Source organism: Arthrobacter sp. P4_F10, assembly GCF_056401435.1.
In genome coordinates this window covers 54,602-68,473 of the sequence record NZ_JBFUJJ010000007.1, presented here as the reverse complement: position 1 = coordinate 68,473, position 13,872 = coordinate 54,602, and the positions used below count along the sequence as shown (strand labels likewise).

Annotated in this window: 12 protein-coding genes; 3 read left to right on the top strand and 9 right to left on the bottom strand. The window is 66.6% G+C overall.

What is annotated here, in order from left to right; all coding sequences use genetic code 11:
- Positions 1-9: 9 nt before the first annotated feature.
- Positions 10-1,338, bottom strand: a complete 1,329-nt coding sequence (coaE, locus tag AC1DR1_RS10225) for a dephospho-CoA kinase (RefSeq protein WP_476992551.1) — start codon at positions 1,336-1,338, stop codon at positions 10-12.
- Between the two features lie 22 nt (positions 1,339-1,360).
- On the opposite strand from coaE, the gene AC1DR1_RS10220 reads away from it, so the two are divergent.
- Positions 1,361-2,062: an IMPACT family protein gene (locus AC1DR1_RS10220; protein ID WP_476992550.1), complete on the top strand. Its 702-nt coding sequence runs from the start codon at positions 1,361-1,363 to the stop codon at positions 2,060-2,062.
- Complete coding sequence (locus tag AC1DR1_RS10215) at positions 2,046-2,642, top strand: GNAT family N-acetyltransferase (RefSeq protein WP_476992549.1); 597 nt, start codon at positions 2,046-2,048, stop codon at positions 2,640-2,642. Before AC1DR1_RS10220 ends, AC1DR1_RS10215 begins: the two co-directional genes overlap by 17 nt.
- A gap of 526 nt (positions 2,643-3,168) precedes the next feature.
- On the opposite strand, the gene rpsA is transcribed toward AC1DR1_RS10215, so the two are convergent.
- The 3 genes from rpsA to polA form a co-directional block, all read right to left on the bottom strand.
- On the bottom strand, positions 3,169-4,644 hold the full coding sequence (gene rpsA / locus AC1DR1_RS10210) for a 30S ribosomal protein S1 (RefSeq protein ID WP_026537355.1): 1,476 nt from the start codon (positions 4,642-4,644) through the stop codon (positions 3,169-3,171).
- 312 nt (positions 4,645-4,956) lie between these two features.
- Positions 4,957-6,243, bottom strand: coding sequence for a GNAT family N-acetyltransferase (locus AC1DR1_RS10205; RefSeq protein ID WP_229996036.1), 1,287 nt, complete (start codon positions 6,241-6,243; stop codon positions 4,957-4,959).
- A gap of 69 nt (positions 6,244-6,312) precedes the next feature.
- On the bottom strand, positions 6,313-9,207 hold the full coding sequence (polA, locus tag AC1DR1_RS10200; RefSeq protein ID WP_476992563.1) for a DNA polymerase I: 2,895 nt from the start codon (positions 9,205-9,207) through the stop codon (positions 6,313-6,315).
- Between polA and AC1DR1_RS10195 the strand changes: the two genes are divergently transcribed.
- Positions 9,206-9,670 carry a hotdog fold thioesterase gene (locus AC1DR1_RS10195; protein WP_229992202.1) on the top strand — a complete coding sequence of 155 codons (465 nt, stop codon included), beginning with the start codon at positions 9,206-9,208 and terminating at the stop codon, positions 9,668-9,670. The two genes, polA and AC1DR1_RS10195, sit on opposite strands and share 2 nt — an antisense overlap.
- Positions 9,671-9,700: 30 nt before the next feature.
- Here the strand turns inward: AC1DR1_RS10195 and AC1DR1_RS10190 are convergent, their stop codons facing one another.
- From AC1DR1_RS10190 to AC1DR1_RS10170, 5 genes are all read right to left on the bottom strand, one after another.
- Entirely contained in the window at positions 9,701-10,249 is a 549-nt protein-coding gene (locus AC1DR1_RS10190) for a dihydrofolate reductase family protein (protein WP_229992114.1), read from the bottom strand.
- Positions 10,250-10,343: 94 nt separating this feature from the next.
- The gene (locus tag AC1DR1_RS10185; RefSeq protein WP_229992115.1) at positions 10,344-10,565 is read right to left on the bottom strand and encodes a hypothetical protein; all 222 of its coding nucleotides are present in this window, start codon (positions 10,563-10,565) and stop codon (positions 10,344-10,346) included.
- Positions 10,562-11,788 carry an inorganic phosphate transporter gene (locus AC1DR1_RS10180; protein ID WP_290369305.1) on the bottom strand — a complete coding sequence of 409 codons (1,227 nt, stop codon included), beginning with the start codon at positions 11,786-11,788 and terminating at the stop codon, positions 10,562-10,564. The genes AC1DR1_RS10185 and AC1DR1_RS10180 overlap by 4 nt, the downstream gene beginning before the upstream one ends.
- Positions 11,789-12,059: 271 nt before the next feature.
- The gene (locus AC1DR1_RS10175; protein ID WP_229992116.1) at positions 12,060-12,746 is read right to left on the bottom strand and encodes a hypothetical protein; all 687 of its coding nucleotides are present in this window, start codon (positions 12,744-12,746) and stop codon (positions 12,060-12,062) included.
- 105 nt (positions 12,747-12,851) lie between these two features.
- Positions 12,852-13,721: a universal stress protein gene (locus AC1DR1_RS10170; RefSeq protein WP_229992117.1), complete on the bottom strand. Its 870-nt coding sequence runs from the start codon at positions 13,719-13,721 to the stop codon at positions 12,852-12,854.
- Positions 13,722-13,872 lie beyond the last annotated feature (151 nt).

Here is a 13,872-nt window from a genome sequence, read left to right as displayed (position 1 = left end):
TGTCCTGATTCAGCTTTGGGCAGTTCCTGGGCCGACCGCGCTGGCGGAGCCGGGGTCAGGGGCGGCGGCGCCGCTGACGGTGCCGCTGGCGCCGTCGTCCGCACCGCCGTCGTCCGCGCGCTCAGCGTCAAAGTACGACGGCGCCAGCCATCCCGTGCGCCGCACCCACGCTTCCATCCGGGGCGCAGCGTAGTCGGTGAACCAGCCCTCTTTATCGGCGGCATAGCCGGCGGTGGACTTGTCTGTCTCATGCAGCCCGGCGACCCGCTTCTTTTCCGCGACATAGTCCGCCCGGGCCTCGGGATCGGCGCGGAGCCAGTCGCGGAAGCACAGGGCATACCGCCAGCCAGGGGAACCTGCCGCGCGGAGGTGAAGATTCACCGGCCGGCCTGGATCGGCGTTGCCGTGCAGCCGTTTGCCCCAGTCGGCGGGGTCCGGGTGAGTGGGCTTGGGGTTGTCGGCAATGATGCCGGGCCAGCGCGGGAATCCCGCGTCGGCCAGCAGCGGCGCGATCCGGTCCGCGGCGTCGAGGTCGCGGACGCTCAGCTGGAGGTCGATCACATCTTTGGCGTCAAGGTCCGGGACGGCCGTGGACCCGATGTGGTCCACGGCCAGGACGTCCTGCGGAACCGCGGCGTGCAAACGGGCAATCAGCCGGCCGGCCTGGGCCGCCCAGGCCGGATCGGCGGTGGAGAGGACCGGCCCTTCCGTCCGCGGTGCAATCCGCTGTTCCTTGAGGTTCAGCGCGAACGGCGTCAGCCGCTCCTCCCACAGCGCGTCCACGGCGCGCCGGAGTTGTTCCGGGGTGCCCGCGTTCTCGAGCACGACGTCCGCCGCCGCCAGCCTGTTCTCGCGGCTCGCCTGGGCGCTCATGCGGGCGTGCGCCTGCTCGACGCTCATGTTGCGGTGTTCGGTCATGCGTTGGATCCGGACGCCATCCGGGGCATCCACCACGACCACCAGGTGGAAGTTCTTCCCTTGTCCGGTTTCGACCAGCAGCGGGATGTCCTGGACCACGACGGCGCCGGCCGGCGCGGCGGCAACAATCGCTGCGGCGCCCTCCCGCACCAAGGGGTGGATGATCCCGTTGAGCACGGCCAGGCGCTCAGGGTCGCCGAAGGCCATGGCACCGAGCCGGGCCCGGTCCAGCCGGCCGTCCGACGTCAGGATGGCGGCACCGAAGGCCTCGACCACCCTCGCCAGCCCTGGCGTTCCTGGTTCCACGACCTCCCTGGCCAGCGCGTCGGCGTCGACAAGCACTGCTCCCAGTTCGCGCAGGCGCGACGCAACCATTGACTTCCCCGAAGCGATCCCGCCGGTCAACCCGATCTTCAACACCTCACCAGACTAAACTGAACCGGTGGCAGATGCGGCGGAAACCCCCGAGAGCAGGACGGCCGTCTACACCACCCTCGCCGCGGGGACCGAATTCCGCCACGAAATCGAGGTCAAGCGGTCCCGGTTCATCACCGTCTTGGCCCGAACTGCGGACGAGGACGCCGCCCGGGCCGCCCTGGGCCGCCTGCGCCGGGAATTCCATGACGCCCGGCATCACTGCTTCGCCTTCGTGCTCGGCCCCGACCGGGACGTGCAGAGGTCCAACGACGACGGCGAGCCGTCCGGCACGGCGGGCCTCCCCATGCTTGAGGCGCTGCTGAAGCGGGAGACCGCGCCCGGCGTCGCCGATCTCAGCGACGTCGCCGCGATCGTGGTGCGCTATTTCGGCGGAATTCTCCTGGGCGCCGGCGGCCTGGTGCGTGCCTATTCGGAATCTGTGTCCGGGGCGCTGGAGCTCGCGCCCCTCGTGCGGCGCCGCCGGCTGCGAATCTGCTCGGTGCCAGTGCAGCACGCCGTGGCTGGGCGGCTCGAGAACGATCTGCGCGCCGCGGGGTATGTCATGGCTGACACCCGTTACGAGGCGCAGACTACTGTTCTGAGGCTGGCGCTCCCGGATGATCCGGAAGAGCTGGCCCGGGCAGCGGACCGCGTGGCCGCCATGTCAGCCGGCAGCGCATCGCTGTTGCCCGGAGAAACGGAGTGGATCGATGTCCCCATCAGCTGAGCCCGTGCCCGCGGTCGCGCTTCTTGACGTCAGCGAGGCCGTGCTCGCACAGCTCCTGGAACTTGCGCTCCGGGACGCCGACGCCGACGAGGTCACCCCGCCGCTGGGGACGGCCGCCGGCTGGAACACCGATCGGATCAGCTGGTTCCGCGAATTCCACCGCGCCTCCGCCGCCGGCCTGGACGGTCCCGCGGGGCAGAAGAGCTGGGCCATCAGCTGCGACGGGCAACTGGCAGGGTCCATCCGGCTCAGGCGGACCGACACGGGGCCTACTGAGGCTGCTGATGGCGGGGCTGGGGCTGGCGATGCCGGGGCTGGCGATGGCGGGGCTGGCGGTTGGGCGCTGGAAACCGGAATCTGGCTCGCCCGGAGCTTCCGCGGCCGGGGGGTGGGCCGCGAGGCGCTCCGCCAGGTGAAGGCCCGCGCCGCGTCGGCCGGCGCAGCCGTCCTGGTGGCCGAGACGACGGCAGGAAACGTGGGTGCCCTCGCATTGCTGAAATCCGCGGGCGCCGAACTCATGACCGGCGCTGCCTCGGAGACAGAGACGGTGCCCGACAGAGGCAAGATCCCGCTGCACTGACGCCACTCGCGTCCGGGGCCGGACTCCGCTCCCGCCGCTGGACATGCCCTCCCGCAGCCAACCCACTTCGCATCAGGACTGGACATGCCCTCCGGTGGGCTTGAGCAATGCGCCCAATCCCCGTAGGCCCGTCCAGTGCACCCAGCGATGGACATGACCTCCCGTCGGGCGATCCTTAGACGGTCCGTCTGGGCCCAAACGAAGAATGCGCCTCTTACCTGGAAGTCCAGGGGCCAAGGCCAAGGATGGGCATGTCCGGTGACAGGGCATGGCGCGGGCCTCCCARCACGGRAMRTGTCCCGCGCTCGGGGCCAGGACTGGGCATAATCCATACATGCCCACGGGCGGGCCCCAAAAATGGGCATGTCCCCCCGGGGCACAAAGACCCGGGGCACAAAGAAAGGTGGCCGCCCCCGAGGGGACGGCCACCTTTCCTGTACTTCTTAGCTACCGCACCGTGACGGTGCGGCTTCAAGCCACAAACTGCCTGGCCTCAGGGAGCGGACTCCATGAGGAACACGGGCAATTAGTTGCCGGTCAGCTTCTCGCGCAGAGCGGCAAGAGCCTCGTCCGAAGCAAGCGTGCCTGCACCGGTCTCGGTTGCAGCCGGCTCGGAGGAGTAGCTGGTGGTGCCGGAGTCGCTCTCGCCGGACGTTGCAGCTGCAGCGTCGTCGGCAGCGTGCTGGGCAACCTGCTTCTTGTGTGCTTCCCAGCGGGTCTGGGCGTCAGCGTACTGCTGCTCCCAGGCTGCGCGCTGGTTCTCGTAGCCTTCAAGCCACTCGTTGGACTCCGGGTCGAAGCCCTCCGGGTACTTGTAGTTGCCCTCTTCGTCGTACTCGGCGGCCATGCCGTAGAGTGCCGGATCGAATTCGGTGCTGTCGGCGTCGACGCCCTCGTTGGCCTGCTTGAGGGAGAGCGAGATGCGGCGGCGCTCGAGGTCGATGTCGATGACCTTGACGAACAGCTCGTCACCAACGGAGACAACCTGCTCGGCCAGCTCAACGTGGCGCACGGCGAGCTCGGAGATGTGGACCAGGCCTTCGATGCCGTCTTCAACGCGAACGAACGCGCCGAACGGAACCAGCTTGGTGACCTTACCCGGAACAACCTGGCCGAGGGCGTGGGTGCGGGCGAAGGTCTGCCACGGATCTTCCTGCGTAGCCTTGAGCGACAGGGAGACGCGCTCGCGGTCCAGGTCGACCTCGAGAACCTCGACGGTGACTTCCTGGCCAACTTCGACAACCTCGGACGGGTGGTCGATGTGCTTCCAGGACAGCTCGGAAACGTGAACCAGGCCGTCTACGCCGCCCAGGTCCACGAAGGCACCGAAGTTGACGATGGAGGAAACGACGCCGGGACGAACCTGGCCCTTTTCCAGCTTGTTGAGGAACGTGGAGCGGACCTCGGACTGGGTCTGCTCGAGCCATGCACGGCGGGAAAGAACAACGTTGTTGCGGTTCTTGTCCAGCTCGATGATCTTGGCTTCGATCTGCTGACCGATGTACGGAGCGAGGTCGCGCACACGGCGCATCTCGACGAGGGATGCGGGCAGGAAGCCGCGCAGACCGATGTCGAGGATAAGACCACCCTTGACAACCTCGATGACGGTACCGGTGACAACACCGTCTTCTTCCTTGACCTTCTCGATGTCGCCCCAGGCACGCTCGTACTGAGCACGCTTCTTGGAGAGGATCAGGCGGCCTTCTTTGTCTTCCTTGGTGAGCACCAGGGCTTCGACCTGATCGCCAACGGAGACGACGTCTCCGGGGTCAACGTCGTGCTTGATGGAAAGCTCGCGGGAGGGAATGACACCTTCGGTCTTGTAACCGATGTCGAGCAGGACTTCGTCGCGGTCGACCTTGACGACGGTACCTTCGACGAGGTCTCCGTCGTTGAAGTACTTGATGGTGGCGTCGACAGCTGCGAGGAAGTCCTCAGCGGTACCGATGTCGTTAATGGCGACTACGGGGGTACCGGGCTTCTCGGTGGAGGTGATGGTCATGTAGTAGGGGCTCCGTTGTGGATAGTTAGTCGGTCAGGCAAACCGCTTCGCCGGCATTATGGAATGCAGGCCAAGAACACGGCTTCTCAACATGTGATCCGCCGGGTCATCCTGATTTTGTGGATTGTAGATGCGCGCACGTAGTGCACGCCCGTTTAGTCTAGTCGTTTACGCGAACGCGGGTCAAAGCGCGCGGGACCGCTCGCGCCCCGACCGCCGCAGCCGTCCGTGCAGTCCTCAGTGCAGTTCTCAGGCCGCGGTCAGTCCCACCTGCAGTGCCGCCGCCGGCGCAGCCGGAACCGGGCCGGCGGCCTAGAAGTGCGTGAGGCAGTGCGGTGAGCGTTCGACGGCGAACATGAGCCGCGCTGTCAGCGCCGCCCCGGCCGCGTGCTCGGCGATCCGGCCGGCGGCTTTCAGGGTCACGGGACAGACGGCGCCCAGATAAATGGAGCCGAGATCCGCGACATCCAGCGTCAGGTCCGGCTCAGCCTCCGGGGCCGACGTCACTGTGGCCTCTCCCCCGCTGACTGTGAGGGCGAACGTGCCGGCCGCGAAGCCGAGACTGTCGCGGACGGCGAGGACCAGGGTCCCATCGGCCGAGTAGCGCCGGGCCCCCAGCACCCGGGCCGGGTCCAGGATACGCAGCCACAGCATGTCCCGGTGGTCAGAGGACTCGACGCAGCGCGGGTCCTCCAGCGCCCAGGTCAGGGGGTCGTCCACCGGCGCATCCTGCCAGCTGATCCGGTCCACGAGGTCGATGCTGCCCAGGAACTGCCACAGTTCCAGGTACGCGGCGTCAGTCGCCGCGACGAGGTCCACGATCTCCATGGTGTACGGCTTGGTGTCCCACCCGGCGAACTTGTAGGCGACGTACCCGTCCACGGTACCCGCGGCGTCGTAGTGCAGGGCGCACCGGATGGCCTCGTCCTCGCTGCCGTCGCGGCCGAGCATGCCCGCGGACCGCAGCCGGTACGCCTCCTGCCGCGAGATCGATCCGGGCATGGCACCGTGGACCCGGCCGAAAACTTCGGGGGCCAGTTCCAGCAGGACCTTGCGGTCGGCGATCTCCACGGAGCCGACAGGCACATGGTGCAGGCGGAAGCGCGGTCCGGTGTCGACCTTCACGCTGCGTTCGAAGGTGGCCACACCGTAGCCGAACCGGCCGTAGATCGAGGCCTCCGAGGCAGTCAGTGCCGCCAGTGCGACGCCGTCCGCCTTCGCCGCGGCGAGGTCCTCGGTCATCATCCGCCGGAGCAGTCCCTGCCGGCGGTGGGTCCCGCGCACCGTGACGGCCGTGACGAGGTGGGCTTCCAGCTGCCGGCCGTAGCCGATGTTCAGGTCCTTGCGCAGGGTCGCGAAAGTCGCCACCGGGACGTCGGGCGCCAGCGAGTGGGCCGCGACGCCGTCGGCCTGGTAGACGCCGGTCATCTCACGGTTGTCCACGAGATACATGGCCATGATTTTGTCCATGAAGTCCTCTTTGCGCGGCTCGTCATAGAAGCCGATCCCGACTCCCCGCAGCCAGGCGGTGCCCTGCGCGTAGTCCGCCGAGTCTTTCGCGACCGCGCGGAACCGCCTGAGCTCGTACTTATCTGCCATGTGCTTCTCCCCCTGAGAATCTCGGGCCCCGGCAACGCCGGAACAAAACCTGCCGGAACCGGTAAACCGTTAGTGCCCGGCCTCGTACCAGCTGGAACCGATGCCGATCTGGACGTCCAGCGGAACGCTGAGGTCCGCGGCCGAGCCCATTTGCTCGGTCACGAGCTTCTCGACGGCTTCGCGCTCGCCCGCGGCGACTTCGAGGACCAGTTCATCATGGACCTGCAGCAGCATGCGCGATTTCAGGCCCTGCGCCGCCAGTTCGGCATGCACGCCCAGCATGGCGCGCTTGATGATGTCAGCCGCCGATCCCTGAATTGGAGAGTTCAGCGCGATGCGCTCCGCGTTCTCGCGCAGCTGGCGGTCGGTGCTGGTGAGGTCCGGGAGGTAACGCCGGCGCCCCTCGATGGTGGCCGTGTAACCGTCGATCCGGGCCTGGTCCACCACGCCGCGGAGGTAGTCGCGGACGGCACCGAACCGGTCGAAGTAGTCCTTCATGAGGGTCCGCGCCTCGTCAACGGAGATCTCCAGCTGCTTGGACAGGCCGAACGAGGTCAGGCCGTACGCGAGGCCATAGGACATCGCCTTGACCTTGGAACGCATGGCACTGGTCACCTGGTCTGTGGGCACATGGAAGATGTTGGAGCCCACGAACCGGTGCAGGTCTTCGCCATCCTTGTACGCCTGGATCAGGCCCGCGTCCCCCGAGAGGTGGGCCATGATGCGCATTTCGATCTGCGAGTAATCCGCGGAAAGCAGGCACTCATAGCCGTCGCTGACCACAAAGATGCCGCGGACGCGCCGGCCTTCCTCGCTGCGGATGGGGATGTTCTGCAGGTTGGGGTTATTGGAGGAGATCCGGCCCGTGGCTGCGACGTTCTGCGCGTAGGTGGTGTGGATCCGGCCGTCTTCCGTGACGGACTTCTTCAGCGACTCCAGCATCTGGCGCAGCTTCGAGGACTCGCGGTGCGCCATCAGCTGGACCAGGAATTCGTGCCCGGTCTTTTCCAGCAGGTTCTTGAGCGACGCGGCGTCGGTGGTGTAGCCGGACTTGATTTTCTTGGTTTTCGGCAACTGGAGTTCGTCGAACAGCACGGTCTGGAGCTGCTTCGGCGACCCAAGGTTGACCTCGTGGCCGATCGCGGCGAAGGCCAGCTCCTGGGCGTTGTCGATCACCTTGGCCAGGTCCGACAGCTGCTCGTCCATGCGCGGCATATCGATGGCGATTCCCGCGAGTTCCATGTCGGCGAGCACGCGGCTGACGGGCAGTTCAAGGGTGGTCAGCAGGTCCTGGGCTTTGCGTTCCTTCAGTTCGGATTCGAAGAAGCGGCTCAGGGCCTGGACGACGGCGGCCACGTGGACCAGTGCACCGGCGGCGGCTGCGTCGTCGCCGTCGAACGCCAGCTCAAGCTGGCCCTCCTTGGCGGCCTCGGTGGAAACCGCAATGTTGAGGTGATGCTGCGCCAGCTCCGCGAGCTCATAGCTGCGGCGGTCGGGCTGGATGAGGTAGCCGGAGACGGAGGTGTCATCCACCACTCCCTCCAGTTCCAAACCGCGGGCGGTCAGTGCCTTCAGGGCAGCCTTGAACCCATGCACCACCTTCGGCGATTCGGCATCACGCAGCCACGCGGCCAGGACGTTTTCGGCAGCAGCGTCCTGGCTGGCCAGGTCGATGTAAACGGCGGCGCCGTCGCGGACGATTGCCACCGCGGCGGCGTCCTCGCCGATCCGGCCGGGCACAACATCGACGGCCACTGCGGAGCGCTTGCCGGCACCGGCCGCGAGGAAGGCGCCGAGCTCGGCCGCGTCCGACGGGATCACGAAGTCCGGGATGTCGAGGCTTTCCCTCTCGGCTTCGGTAACTTCACTCCCGTAGAGGGCAAAGAGCCGGGTGCGGATGGTCTTGAATTCGAGGGCGTCGAAGAGTTCCTCGAGGGCGGCCTGGTCCGGCCGCGGGTCCGCGAGCTCGTCCAGCGTGACGGGCAGGTCGAGATCGGTGTGAAGCCTGTTGAGCCGACGGTTGCGCTTGACGTCCTCGACATATTCGCGGAGGGCATCGCCCACCTTCCCGCCGATCGCGTCGAGGTTCTCCAGGACGCCCTCAAGGCCGCCGTAGAGGTTGATCCACTTGGCTGCCGTTTTGGGGCCGACGCCAGGAACGCCCGGGAGGTTGTCCGCGGTCTCCCCCACCAGGGCGGCGAGGTCCGAATACTGGGCGGGGCTGACGAAATACTTCTCCTGGATCGCGTCCGCGTCCATCCGGGGAATGTCGCTGACGCCTTTCCTGGGGTACAGCACGAACACGTTGTCTGTGATGAGCTGAAAGGCATCGCGGTCGCCTGAGACCAGCAGCACCTCGTAACCCGCCTTTTCCCCCATGGCGGCGAGAGTGGCCAGGATGTCGTCAGCTTCCCAGCCGGGCATCTTGATGGTCTTGATGCCCCACGCACCCATGACCTTGTCGATGAGGTCGATCTGGCCGCTCATTTCCCGCGGGGTCTCATTGCGGCCGCCCTTGTACTCGCTGTACTCGGCCTTGCGGTGGGTCGTGTCGTCGGAGACGTCGAAGGCCACGGCCACGTGGGTGGGCTTTTGCTCCTTGATCAGGTTGATCAGCATGGATGTGAAGCCGTGGACGGCGTTCGTGTGCTGGCCCGTGGCGGTGGAGAACTTGTCCGCGGGCAGGGCGAAGAACGCCCGGAACGCCATGGAGTGACCATCGAGCACAAGTAGTCGCGGCTGGTCCGTGATGGGAATCACGGGGGCCTCGGTGGCGGAAACCGACCCCGCGGCCCGGGTGGATTTTCCGGCGGGCTTGCCCGCAAGCGCTGATTCTGGCTCAGGTGCCGGGAGGAGGTCTGCTGCGGTGTCTGCAGAAAGGGGGGCTGCCGAATGGGGGGCTGCCGAATGGGGGGCAAGGGCCGGTTTGGTAGTTTCGCTCACAGGTGCCAGCCTAGTTCCCATGATGGACAATTTCACGCCCGGCCCCTACGCGGCCGAGCTCGCGGCGGCCGGGGTTCCCGAAGAGATGCACGATTGGCTGGGCCAGTACGGCGTCGGAGCCCTCGTGGTGAAGATGGGGATCCGCTTCCTTGAAATGAGTCCGGAGCGCACCGTGGCCACCATGCCGGTGGAGGGAAACACGCAGGTGGCCGGCATCCTGCACGGTGGGGCCCACGTGGTCCTGGCCGAAACCCTCGGTTCGTTCGCCGCGGGCATGCACGCCGGTCCCAACCGGCAGGCGCTGGGAATCGAGGTCGGGGCGACGCACCACCGGGCGATCGCCGAGGGCACCGTCACCGGCACCTGCACGGCCATCCACCTCGGAAGGACCCTCGCCACCCACGAGATCGTGATGACCGACGAGCACGGCCGGCGGCTCTCCACCGCCCGGATCACAAACCTTATCCGCGATATCGCGCGCTAGGAGACCGCACCGCTCGGGTGCCGGATCCGGCTACGCCCGGGCCTGGAAGCGGTACCGCAGCTCCACGATGCCCCGGCCCAAGGTGCGGGAAGATGTCAACTCCAGCGGCGGCGTCGGACCTGCCATGGGCAGCAACGGCTTGCCGCTGCCCAGAACCACGGGAATGACCGAGAGAATCAGTTCGTCCAGCAGCCCGGCGTCCGCGAACTGCGCTGCCAGGACGCCTCCGCCCACAACCCAGATGTTCCGGCCGCCGGCCTCGTCCTTCAGGTCGTCCACGAACTCGCCAACGGCCCCGCGCACGAACGTCACATTGGCGCCCTTCGGGGCGGTGTGTTCGTGGTGCGTGAAGACCCAGCAGGGCGTGCCCGGATAGGGCCAGGTGTCCGGTTCGTGTTCCCGAAGCCAGGCGTAGGTCTCGCCGCCCATGACGATGCAGCCGACGTCGGCCATGAACGCGTCATAGCTGTCCTGTCCGCCTTCAAATCCGTCGAACTGAAGCAGCCAGGCCAGATTGTCCTTGTCAGTGGCGATATACCCGTCGAGTGAGGAGGCCACGAAGTACTGGAAGCTCACCATGGCCCCAGCCTAGCCAATGCGGTGCCCGGTTCCCATCCCCTGACGCACGTCCAACCGACCTGCACGCGGCAGCCGAACCGCGTGCGGCAGCGGCTTACTTGTGGAAGTAAGGAACGATCAGGTACAGCCCGAAGAGGACGGCAGCGCCGCACACGGCGAAGCAGGCGTACGCGAGCGGTCGGGTCCACGACGCCGGCGAGTTCCGGATGTCGCCCGCGATGGCCGTGAGCCGGACACCCAGGGCGTAGAGGACGACGACTGTCATGGCAGCTATAAGCGTGGCACCGGCCACGCTGAGCAGTTCCAACCATTTCATCGCTTGGCGCCCCCGTTCTTGATCGCGGCGGCGGAGTCCTTGATCGCCCTGGCGGCGGACTTCTTCTTACGGAATTGCACGGCCTGGCCGACTTCCTCGATCTGGACTGCATTGTGGTGCCCAACATGGGATTTCCGCGAATGCACGAACATATAAGCCACGGCGGCGGTGCCGGCGACTGCCGCCATGATCACTCCAATGACCCCGGTCTGCACCAGCATGGCAGTCAGTGCGCCCACGATTCCGGCTGCGGGGAGCGTAAATAGCCAGCCGATCGCAATCCGGCCTGCAGTTCCCCACCGCACGGTGGTGCCACGGCGTCCCATCCCGGAGCCGATGACTGAGCCGGAGGCCACCTGCGTGGTGGACAGGGCGAAGCCCAAGTGCGACGAGGCCAGGATGGCACTGGCCGTGCTGGACTCCGCGGCGAAGCCCTGGGCAGGCTTCACCTCGGTGAGGCCGGAACCCATGGTGCGGATGATCCGCCAGCCGCCGGAGTAGGTGCCGATCGCGATGGCGAAGGCACAGCAGGCGATGACCCAGAGCTGTGGCCCGGAGCCGGCGGGCTGGGTCCCGGCCGAGATCAGGACCAGCGTGATGATGCCCATCGTCTTCTGGGCATCGTTGGTACCGTGGGCCAGCGCCACGAGGCTGGACGTGAAGATTTGACCGGTCCGGAATCCGCCGCGCTTCTGCGTCAGTTTGTCCCCGGTTTCCGGGTCATGCCGGGAGGTGAGCGCGTAGGCCAGCCGCGTGCACAGGTACGCCACAGCGCCTGCGATGATAGGCGCAAAAATCGCGGGAAGAATAACCTTCTGCAGAAGCGACTCGAAGTTGATCGAATGGATGCCGATGCCCGCGATCGCAGCCCCGATCAGGCCACCGAAGAGCGCGTGCGAGGAACTGGACGGCAGGCCTTTGAGCCAGGTGATCATGTTCCAGAGGATGGCGCCCATCAGCCCGGCGAAGATAATGTCCGGGGTGATCTGGACACCGTCCGCGCCTTCCTTGATGATGCCGCCCGAGACTGTCTTGGCGACTTCCGTGGAGAGGAACGCTCCCACAAGGTTCAGCACCGCCGCGAGGGCGACTGCTGTTTTCGGTTTGATGGCACCGGTCGCGATGGGGGTAGCCATGGCGTTCGCGGTGTCATGAAATCCGTTGGTGAAGTCGAAGAACAGCGCCAGCGATATCACTAGCGCCACCATTACGGTGATTTCCACCTGTTGCCCAATCTGCAGTGTCCATGGTCAGCAGTTCCACATCCCCGGTGCCGCGTGCCCACCACTCACATACGGTGTCTATCCCGATGGACTCGCAGTGGTCACTTAAGCAGCTTGAAACCTTATCGATGGTACGTGGGAAATACGGCCGGGCAAAACGTGCCAGAAGACCCTAAATTCCGGCCGCCGGTCCGATGGGCGGCATTCATGGTGGCGGTGCGATGCGCCTCACAGCGGGCTTGGCGGAATACGCCCGGCCCGCGGCGGCCCGCTAGACGGTCCGGCGGACGTCCGGCGCCGGGCCGGCGTCGAGCATCGAAGCTATCCTGTCCTCAAGCGCGGCGAGCGTGGCCTCCGGCAGCACGATGAGCCCGTCGAGTTCGTGGCGGGCGCGCCTGTACGCCGTCTGGCGCTCGGCGGGAGTCGCGGCCGCGTCTGAGGCGATCCGCAGGAGCTTCCGGGCAGTCTCCAGCCGCTGGCGTTCCGGCCCGGTGAACTTGCTGTCCCTGATCCGCTTGGCTTCCCGTTCGGCCACGTCGAATGCGAGCTCAAAACTGGTCACGGCCGCCCGGTACTCCGCAAGCCGTGCGGCGGTTCTGACGTCGCCGGGGGCGGCGGGCCGCAGCCCGTCGGCCTCACGCTTGGCCCGCAGGAACGCCACGGTGAGGGGCTCGCGGACATCCGTCATGACCGGAAAATCGATCAGCTTCCCCACGTCGAGTTCGTAGTCCAGCCAGCGCCTGTTGACGGCGTCGTGCGCCTTCATGAGGCCCAGCACATCGGCCTGGCTGGCCTGCTCTGCCTGCGCCGCCTGGTTCTTGAGCGTGTAGAGCTCCACCCGGCGGCGGTGCCGGCGTTCAGCGGCTTTAGACCAGGACCGCGCCCACCCGCCGGCCAGCCCGCTCAGGGGAAAGACGAGCCACCAAAAGTGGGTGACAAAATTGAAGAAGGGGTCCACTGGATCATCCTCCCATCCGTTGGCGGCGGCGAAAAGCCCCCTCCTCGGACCCGGGCTTCCTGCCAGTCCCGGGCCGGTCCTGAACAGCGGATGCCCTGCGGGGCGTCACTCCCCGTGCTTGACCCGGTGCACCCGCGTGACGATGGTGGGGCACGGCAACTGCAGCAGGACGGCATGCGCCGTGGAGCCGAGCACCGTCCGGGAGAACCCGCCGCGTCCGCGGCTGCCGATCACCAGCAGCCTGGCTGCGGCGGCGATATCCACAAGGGCCTTTGCCGGTTCGGTGTTCGTTTCCAGGCGCTGCCGAACCGTCATGTCCGGATACTTGTCGCCGAGGCCCGCGACCGATTCGGCGAGCACTATCCGGTCCTCTTCGACCATGCTCTCGGCGAGGCCGCTGGAGGGCAGCTGTTTCTCGACCCACCGGGCCGGCTTCTTGAAGGCGAGGACCACGGTGAGCTCGTCTCCGCCCAGGTCCGCTTCCTTGGCCGCGAAGGCGACGGCCTGCAGCGACTCCTCCGAACCGTCCACGCCGACTACCACGCCCTTGGCCCCGGCTGCCGCTTTGGCGGGTATGACCGCTACCGGGCATTCCGAGGCGGAGACAACCTGCAGGGCACGGTCAGTTATGGGACCGCCGTCCAGCCAACGCTTGTCGTGTCCTCCGACCACCACGATGGCTGCCTCCTTGGACACCTCCCGCAGCACCGAGCCTCCGCTGCCATGACGAAGCTGGATGTCCACCTCGACGTCCGGGGCCTGCACGCTGGCGCTTGCCCGGGCTTGTTGAAGCAGGTCCATCCCCGCATCCCGGATGATCTCGTGGTATTGGAAATCCGGCGACATCCAGCGGTCGTCCACCGCGTGGACGACGATGACCGGCAGCTTGTTCCGGGCGGCCCGTTCAAGAGCCCAGGTCAGTGCGGCTTCGCTGCCCGCAGAGCCGTTGAAGCCGACGACGATTGCATTGCTCATCCTGAATCCTGCTCTTCTGAAGTGAAGTGATGGTTAGGCACCGCATAAGCCGACAAGTCCCCTGACACTTCAGTGTGCTCCGCCTGCCAAAAGCCGACTTAGGGCCTTAAGCCCCTCACTTGCCATCCTTGGGCGCGCGTAGCGTCGCACC

What these genes read in the sequence shown, in the direction of transcription:
- AC1DR1_RS10215 (WP_476992549.1), top strand. Translation starts at nt 2,046, where the DNA reads ATGTCCCCATCAGCTGAGCCCGTGCCCGCGGTCGCGCTTCTTGACGTC.
- rpsA (WP_026537355.1), bottom strand. Translation starts at nt 4,644, where the DNA reads ATGACCATCACCTCCACCGAGAAGCCCGGTACCCCCGTAGTCGCCATT.
- AC1DR1_RS10205 (WP_229996036.1), bottom strand. Translation starts at nt 6,243, where the DNA reads ATGGCAGATAAGTACGAGCTCAGGCGGTTCCGCGCGGTCGCGAAAGAC.
- AC1DR1_RS10195 (WP_229992202.1), top strand. Translation starts at nt 9,206, where the DNA reads ATGATGGACAATTTCACGCCCGGCCCCTACGCGGCCGAGCTCGCGGCG.
- polA (WP_476992563.1), bottom strand. Translation starts at nt 9,207, where the DNA reads ATGGGAACTAGGCTGGCACCTGTGAGCGAAACTACCAAACCGGCCCTT.
- AC1DR1_RS10190 (WP_229992114.1), bottom strand. Translation starts at nt 10,249, where the DNA reads ATGGTGAGCTTCCAGTACTTCGTGGCCTCCTCACTCGACGGGTATATC.
- AC1DR1_RS10185 (WP_229992115.1), bottom strand. Translation starts at nt 10,565, where the DNA reads ATGAAATGGTTGGAACTGCTCAGCGTGGCCGGTGCCACGCTTATAGCT.
- AC1DR1_RS10170 (WP_229992117.1), bottom strand. Translation starts at nt 13,721, where the DNA reads ATGAGCAATGCAATCGTCGTCGGCTTCAACGGCTCTGCGGGCAGCGAA.